We start from the raw sequence: 5,915 nt of genomic DNA, 5'->3' as shown, positions 1-5,915 counted from the left end.
GGAACAAAAAAAGACACCCGCGGCTGTGCGCCAAAGTGAGTGTCCTCCTCCATCTATGCCATTTTTACGTTCAATACTTTATATTGGATAATCCCCGACGGAGCTTCGACATCCACCATTTCACCTGTTGATCTTCCCAGCAGCTCTTTCCCCAACGGGCTTTCGTAGGAAATCTTGTTATGGTCTACATCCGCCTCAGCAGGGCCGACAAGAGTGTATTCCACATCCTCGTTGAATTCCACGTCGTGAAGGGTAACCGTCGAGCCGATTTGGATGGTGGATGCATCCGTATTCTCGGCGTTTACTATGCGGGCAACCCGGAACATTTGCTCCAGTGATTTGATTTTCGTTTCCATAAAAGCTTGTTCTTCTTTAGCTGAGTGGTACTCGCTATTCTCCTTCAAGTCGCCATAGCTGATCGCCACTTTCAACCGTTCGGCCAGCTCCCGGCGCTTGGTTGTTTTCAGTTCCTCCAGCTCAGCCCTCAGCTTATCATAACCCTCTTGCGTCAAAATCACATCATCATTTGCCATCATCACAACTCCAATTGGTCCGCCCGTTCCGTTCCGGACTAACCTTGTTATAAAAAAGGATATATCTACATTGTAATCGAAATACCATCTGTCCTACAAACGAACGCGCTTCATGATGCCATTTACTTTAGAAAAGCTTTTGTTTAAAATCGAAAAATATACTCTCGGTAACCGCCAATCATTCCAGCATCCTTCTGGAGGTATGATCTTTCCAATGCTGACAGGAAAACAGCTCGCAATTGTCGTTGCAACAACGGTTGCGGGATTAACCGCCGCCTATATGCTGCAGATCCCCTTAGTTTGTGGATTCATTTTAGGTTTCTTCCCCTTGATCCGATTGTGCTTAAATGCCGGTGTCACATGGAAAACTCTTTTTTCCAATATGAAGGCCGGTTTTTCCCATACCAAAGAAGTGATCTGGATTCTCGCCATGGTGGGTATCGCCATCCCAGCCTGGACGGCAAGCGGCACGATCCCCTACATGATCGATACGGGACTCTCCATCATTCACCCCGGATACTTCGTTACGTTTTCCTTCGTCTTATCCGCCGTCATCTCGATGCTGCTCGGCACCTCTACCGGAACCCTCAGCTCAGTCGGCATCCCGCTCATCGGCATCGGCATGCTGCTGAATATTCCGCTTCCGGTTATCACCGGGGCGCTGGTATCCGGGATTTTCGTCGGGGATCACACGTCCCCATTCTCTAGCGCTTACCAACTGGTAGCCGCTTCAACCGGCATGAAGCTGAAACCCCAGTTTCGCGTCATGCTGCCTACCACCTTGGGGGCATTGGCCGTTTCTGCCGTCTTTTTCCTCTTGATGGATATGAACGGCAGCTGGCATACGCAGCATACGGCTGCGCTTCAGCCGCAATTCAAAGACAGCTTTCACTATTCGGCATGGTTCATCCTTCCCGTGCTTGTCTTACTAGGCGCCATGCTGCTGCGGCAAAAAACAAAAGTCAGCTTTCTCCTGTCCGTTTCCTCCGCGATCGTCCTGGGATGCGTTACCCAGCATATCGGTATTGGGCAATGGATGGACTATTTATGGTCCGGTTACCATTCTCCGGCGTTTGCCTCGCTCCATACGAAGGGCTTATCCAACATGGTGGAGTTGATTTTGCTGATCGCCCTGGCAGGAGCTTTTAACGGAATACTGGAAGAGAACCGGATCCTGCAGCCCCATATCAAAAAACTACTAGGCACAAACTCTGTTTCCCTGTTCCCGGCGACGCTGCGCACGGTGCTTTTCGCCCTCTGCCTGAGCCTTGTGGCTTGCACCCAAACGCTGCCGATCATGATGACGGGGCGCAGCCTGCTTCCTTTTTGGGAAGAACGTTTTCCCCGCAGTCAACTGGCTCGCGTCGTTGCGGATTCAAGCCTGATTCTACCCGGCCTTGTTCCATGGAATATGCTGGCTATACTCTGCGGAACGATCTCCGGCGTGTCGGTCGAGCGATACGTTCCCTACGCGCCGTTTCTCTGGGCGCTGCCTTTATGCACGCTGGTTTGGTCCTTGCGATGGAAAAAGCCGAGCTCACTGGCGAAACCCCAGGACGCCCACCATTCAGCTCCTTTTCTCAACCAGTGACGCGGCTTTTGCTATTTTCTCCTTGCTTTTCAACATCCATCTGACAGGCCGATGGTGTAGCCGACGGCAATCATTTGCACTGTTTCGTGCCATCGCCGGCCATTCGTAGCCTCCTTTTATGAGGTTCGATCCGAGTAAAAACGCGATCATCGGATCAACTCGTTTGGTCAAGCTTTTCCCCCTGACTCATCCTTATTCGTATTGGAGAGTGATCACTCCTTCGAAATTCCGTACATTTTCCGGAGTAACCTCCAGCACCTTCGCCTTAGCCGTCTTCTGTCCGACTGCCGCCAGGAAGGTATCCACCTTCTCAAAAAGCAGACCGGCCAGCCCCAGGGCCCGTGTCCGGTAATGCATCGGAACGGTGACAGCCGGCTGCAATTGCTTCACTACCCGAGCGGCGTCTTCGCCTCCCAGCACCATTCGCCCCCCAGCAGGCACCAGCAGAACATCCACCTTTCCGATTCCGGCAAGCTGCGCCTCCGTCAGCAAATGTCCCAGATCTCCGCAATGGCAAATCGTCAGTCCGTCCATTTGAATGACGAAGACGATATTTTCGCCTCTTTTTGCACCATTTTCCTTGTCGTGAAACGTTTTGACTCCTTTAATTTGAACATCGCTGACCGTATATTCCTTTGGCTGATTAACCAGGGAGTAATGACCGAGTGCAACGCGGATCTGGTTATGGTCTCTATGCTCGTGGGTCACGGCAACGGCGTCTACTTCCATCGTCGGCATGCGATAGCCAAGGAAACGGTCGTACGGATCGATCAATACGCGAGTTCCCTTTTGAGAAGTCAGCAGAAAAGAAGATTGTCCAAACCATTTGATTTGCATAAGAGCATCCCCTATTTTAAATAAGATAAAATGTTAATCCAGCAAATCTGCAATTGTGTATCCAGCAAGCACAAGATCAACCTGTATGTTGATATCCGTCATGATCTTCCGGAACGATTCATGAACCTTTTGGCCAAAATGATGATCCCCCGTCGTATCCAGCATCCGATCCCACTTGGGTTCATTCTCATGTACCGACCTGTAAATTTCTGAGAGTGTAATAAGCTCCGGTTTGCGGGTTAGCTGATAACCGCCGCCCCGGCCCTGCCTGACTTCGACGATGCCGGCTTCACTGAGTTGGGCCAAAATTTTTCGCAGCTGCGTCGGCTCGCCGCGGATGTGATCGGCCAGTTCCGTGCTGGAACGGTGCTCCTCACTGGAAGCCAAAACGATCAAAGCCTGAAGAGCAAAACCGAAGCGTTTTAATTGTGCCATCGCTACCCATCTCCATCGCTTCTGCCTATGATCCGAAATTTTAATAGTGTGCTAATTTTAGCACACTTTTATGCGGAGTTCAAACCACTTCATAAGACCCGGCAATCCTGCTGACATAATAACCAAGCATTCACTCATAGACCAGTTATTATCAAAGTCCATCATGCCGGAGGTAACCGAATGAATAAACCGCCTCCCTACAAAAGTGCCCCCATGCAAATTCCCCAACCCTACAGGCCTAGTGACGGAAATGGTGGCCCGGATTACGGTCCCCGTGATTTGATGAGGGACATGGAAAATCCCGATATGCTTGTCCCACCTGTAACCGACGCCGGGCTGCTGCCCAACTTGAAATTCGCCTTTTCCGACACCCATATGCAGTTGAATAAAGGCGGTTGGTCACGGGAAATCACAGTCCGGGATCTACCGATCGCCACCACCCTGGCGGGAGTGAACATGAGTCTAACTCCCGGAGGAGTGCGGGAGCTGCATTGGCATCAGCAAGCCGAATGGTCCTATATGATCTGGGGCAGAGCCCGAATTACTGCAGTAGATCAAAACGGGCGCAATTTCATCGCCGATATCGGCCCCGGCGATCTCTGGTATTTTCCCAAAGGGTTGCCTCATTCCATCCAAGCATTAGCCGAGGGCTGCGAATTTCTGCTCGTCTTCGACGATGGAAACTTCTCCGATCTCAACACCCTTTCGATATCCGACTGGTTTGCCCATACGCCGAGAAATGTGCTGTCCGCCAACTTCGGGGTGCCGGAGTCCGCTTTTGCCAATATTCCCAAGGATCAAGTCTACATTTACCAGGATCAAGTCCCTGGCCCGATTGACTCCCAAAAGGTTCAGTCCCCTTACGGAACCGTGCCTCTCAACTTCAAGCACCGTCTTTTAGCCCAAATGCCCTTGAAAACACCCGGAGGGAGCGTCCGCATTGTGGACTCTTCCAACTTCCCTATTTCCACGACAGTAGCGGCCGCTCTGGTTGAAATCGAGCCCGGCGCCATGCGGGAACTCCATTGGCACCCTAACGCCGATGAATGGCAGTATTACTTGAACGGTCAAGGAAGAATGACCGTCTTTAGCGGCGGCGGAAAGGCGCGCACCTTCGATTACCGAGCGGGAGATGTCGGCTATGTCCCCGTCGCCTTCGGCCACTATATTCAGAACACAGGAAATCAAACCTTGTGGTTTCTGGAAATGTTCCGCAGCGACCGGTTCCAGGACATCTCGCTCAATCAATGGATGGCACTAACGCCCCGCCAACTGGTTGATAGCAATCTCCATGCGTCGCCGGAACTAATGGCAGCCCTCCGCAAAGAAAAATGGCCTGTGGTCAAATACCCTGGTTTCTAACCCTATGATCCCGTTCGTTTCGTATTCCGGTATAACCGGCGAACCTTCCAAGAACAAAAAGCATAATAGATGATCAGTATCGGATAAATCAGCCACATGAAGCCCCTAAGAATGGCAAAAGGCGTTTCAAATAAGAATGCCCCCCAAAAGCTGGAACCGCTCTTCTCCCATAATCCTGGAGTGTAATAGAGCAATTTGGGATGAAGCATAGCGTGTACGTCGATCATGTTATTATTAACCATAACGATAAAAAGCGGCAAAAAACAAATGGCTAAGGTCATCCACATATCCCCGATCCGCTTATATCTCCCTGCTTTTGAAGCCGAGTCGGAGAAAATATCCTCCAATCCATTTCCGTCCATCTTCTTGAAGTAATGTGAGCCTGAATTTTTACTTCCGGCAATATGCATCCAGCCGCAATCTTCGAACATCGCGCAATAATCGGCGAAATCCGCCGAATGTTTAAAGGTCCGGTAGTCGATTTTGATATTAGCATCCTCCGGAGGGGCAGACCGGAATTGATAGCCAAAAAATGCATTTTCCAATTGATAGCCTTGACGAGCCATTTCGTTCAGCCATTTCTCTTCCTTAGCAAAATCGATAAAGAACTTGAATTTTCGCATCACGCTTCACTCCCCCCCTGTATGAGATTGCTTCGTGTTATTTCAACCATATGCATCATTCTTTCAAAATCGAGCAGCAGAACGCTTCTGCCCTTTTCTGTAATGAGATACGTTTTTCTCCGGCTATCTTCACTGGGAACCGGTTGGATGAATCCAAGCTTCAACAGGTTTTCGATGGCTCCATATAAAGTACCCGCCGCCATTCGTACTTGTCCTTCGCTGAGATCCTCCACTTTCTGTAAAATGAGATAGCCGTGAGCCGGTTCAAGCAAAGCGAGGAGAATGTAATACACTGTCTCCGTCAGCGGTAAGTTGCGATCCCTCGTCATAGATAAGAAACTCCTTCTTTAGCAGTTATTCGTTATACCGCTCAACTATACAGTTGAACTATATATTTGCATTATATACAGTTGGACTGTATATATCAATAGCAAAAGCCGCCGAATCATATAAAGATTCGGCGGCTTTGCTCCTTTATTGGAAAGTATAAATTTTCTATACTTAGCCCGATTCCGCTACGGTAAACGTCGCGCG

General features: G+C 49.9%; 7 protein-coding genes. 2 read left to right on the top strand and 5 right to left on the bottom strand.

Annotated elements, in window-relative coordinates:
• Positions 1-53: 53 nt before the first annotated feature.
• The gene (greA, locus tag TJ79_RS23430) at positions 54-533 is read right to left on the bottom strand and encodes a transcription elongation factor GreA (protein WP_040952783.1); all 480 of its coding nucleotides are present in this window, start codon (positions 531-533) and stop codon (positions 54-56) included.
• A gap of 214 nt (positions 534-747) precedes the next feature.
• Between greA and TJ79_RS23425 the strand changes: the two genes are divergently transcribed.
• Positions 748-2,124 (top strand): Na+/H+ antiporter NhaC family protein, encoded by a 1,377-nt coding sequence (locus TJ79_RS23425; protein WP_040952782.1) that lies wholly within the window; start codon positions 748-750, stop codon positions 2,122-2,124.
• A 192-nt stretch (positions 2,125-2,316) separates the two neighbouring features.
• Here TJ79_RS23425 and TJ79_RS23420 read toward each other — a convergent pair whose 3' ends face one another.
• Positions 2,317-2,961 (bottom strand): MBL fold metallo-hydrolase, encoded by a 645-nt coding sequence (locus TJ79_RS23420; RefSeq protein ID WP_040952781.1) that lies wholly within the window; start codon positions 2,959-2,961, stop codon positions 2,317-2,319.
• Positions 2,962-2,994: 33 nt separating this feature from the next.
• Positions 2,995-3,396: an Rrf2 family transcriptional regulator gene (locus TJ79_RS23415; RefSeq protein ID WP_040952780.1), complete on the bottom strand. Its 402-nt coding sequence runs from the start codon at positions 3,394-3,396 to the stop codon at positions 2,995-2,997.
• A gap of 180 nt (positions 3,397-3,576) precedes the next feature.
• Here TJ79_RS23415 and TJ79_RS23410 point away from each other — a divergent pair, with 180 nt between their 5' ends.
• On the top strand, positions 3,577-4,758 hold the full coding sequence (locus TJ79_RS23410; RefSeq protein ID WP_052339916.1) for an oxalate decarboxylase family bicupin: 1,182 nt from the start codon (positions 3,577-3,579) through the stop codon (positions 4,756-4,758).
• A gap of 2 nt (positions 4,759-4,760) precedes the next feature.
• Here TJ79_RS23410 and TJ79_RS23405 read toward each other — a convergent pair whose 3' ends face one another.
• Positions 4,761-5,381: a DUF2812 domain-containing protein gene (locus TJ79_RS23405; protein WP_040952779.1), complete on the bottom strand. Its 621-nt coding sequence runs from the start codon at positions 5,379-5,381 to the stop codon at positions 4,761-4,763.
• Entirely contained in the window at positions 5,381-5,710 is a 330-nt protein-coding gene (locus tag TJ79_RS23400) for a PadR family transcriptional regulator (protein ID WP_040952778.1), read from the bottom strand. Before TJ79_RS23400 ends, TJ79_RS23405 begins: the two co-directional genes overlap by 1 nt.
• Between the last annotated feature and the right edge of the window lie 205 nt (positions 5,711-5,915).

The sequence above is a fragment of the Gorillibacterium massiliense genome, assembly GCF_000455485.1.
Lineage (GTDB): Bacteria > Bacillota > Bacilli > Paenibacillales > NBRC-103111 > Gorillibacterium > Gorillibacterium massiliense.
The sequence above is the reverse complement of the archived record's forward strand: the minus strand, read 5'-3'. Positions and strand labels throughout refer to the sequence as shown.

Coding starts and splice junctions, on each gene's coding strand:
- TJ79_RS23400 (WP_040952778.1), bottom strand. CDS start 5,710: ATGACGAGGGATCGCAACTTACCGCTGACGGAGACAGTGTATTACATT.
- TJ79_RS23415 (WP_040952780.1), bottom strand. CDS start 3,396: ATGGCACAATTAAAACGCTTCGGTTTTGCTCTTCAGGCTTTGATCGTT.
- TJ79_RS23405 (WP_040952779.1), bottom strand. CDS start 5,381: ATGCGAAAATTCAAGTTCTTTATCGATTTTGCTAAGGAAGAGAAATGG.
- TJ79_RS23410 (WP_052339916.1), top strand. CDS start 3,577: ATGAATAAACCGCCTCCCTACAAAAGTGCCCCCATGCAAATTCCCCAA.
- TJ79_RS23420 (WP_040952781.1), bottom strand. CDS start 2,961: ATGCAAATCAAATGGTTTGGACAATCTTCTTTTCTGCTGACTTCTCAA.
- TJ79_RS23425 (WP_040952782.1), top strand. CDS start 748: ATGCTGACAGGAAAACAGCTCGCAATTGTCGTTGCAACAACGGTTGCG.
- greA (WP_040952783.1), bottom strand. CDS start 533: ATGGCAAATGATGATGTGATTTTGACGCAAGAGGGTTATGATAAGCTG.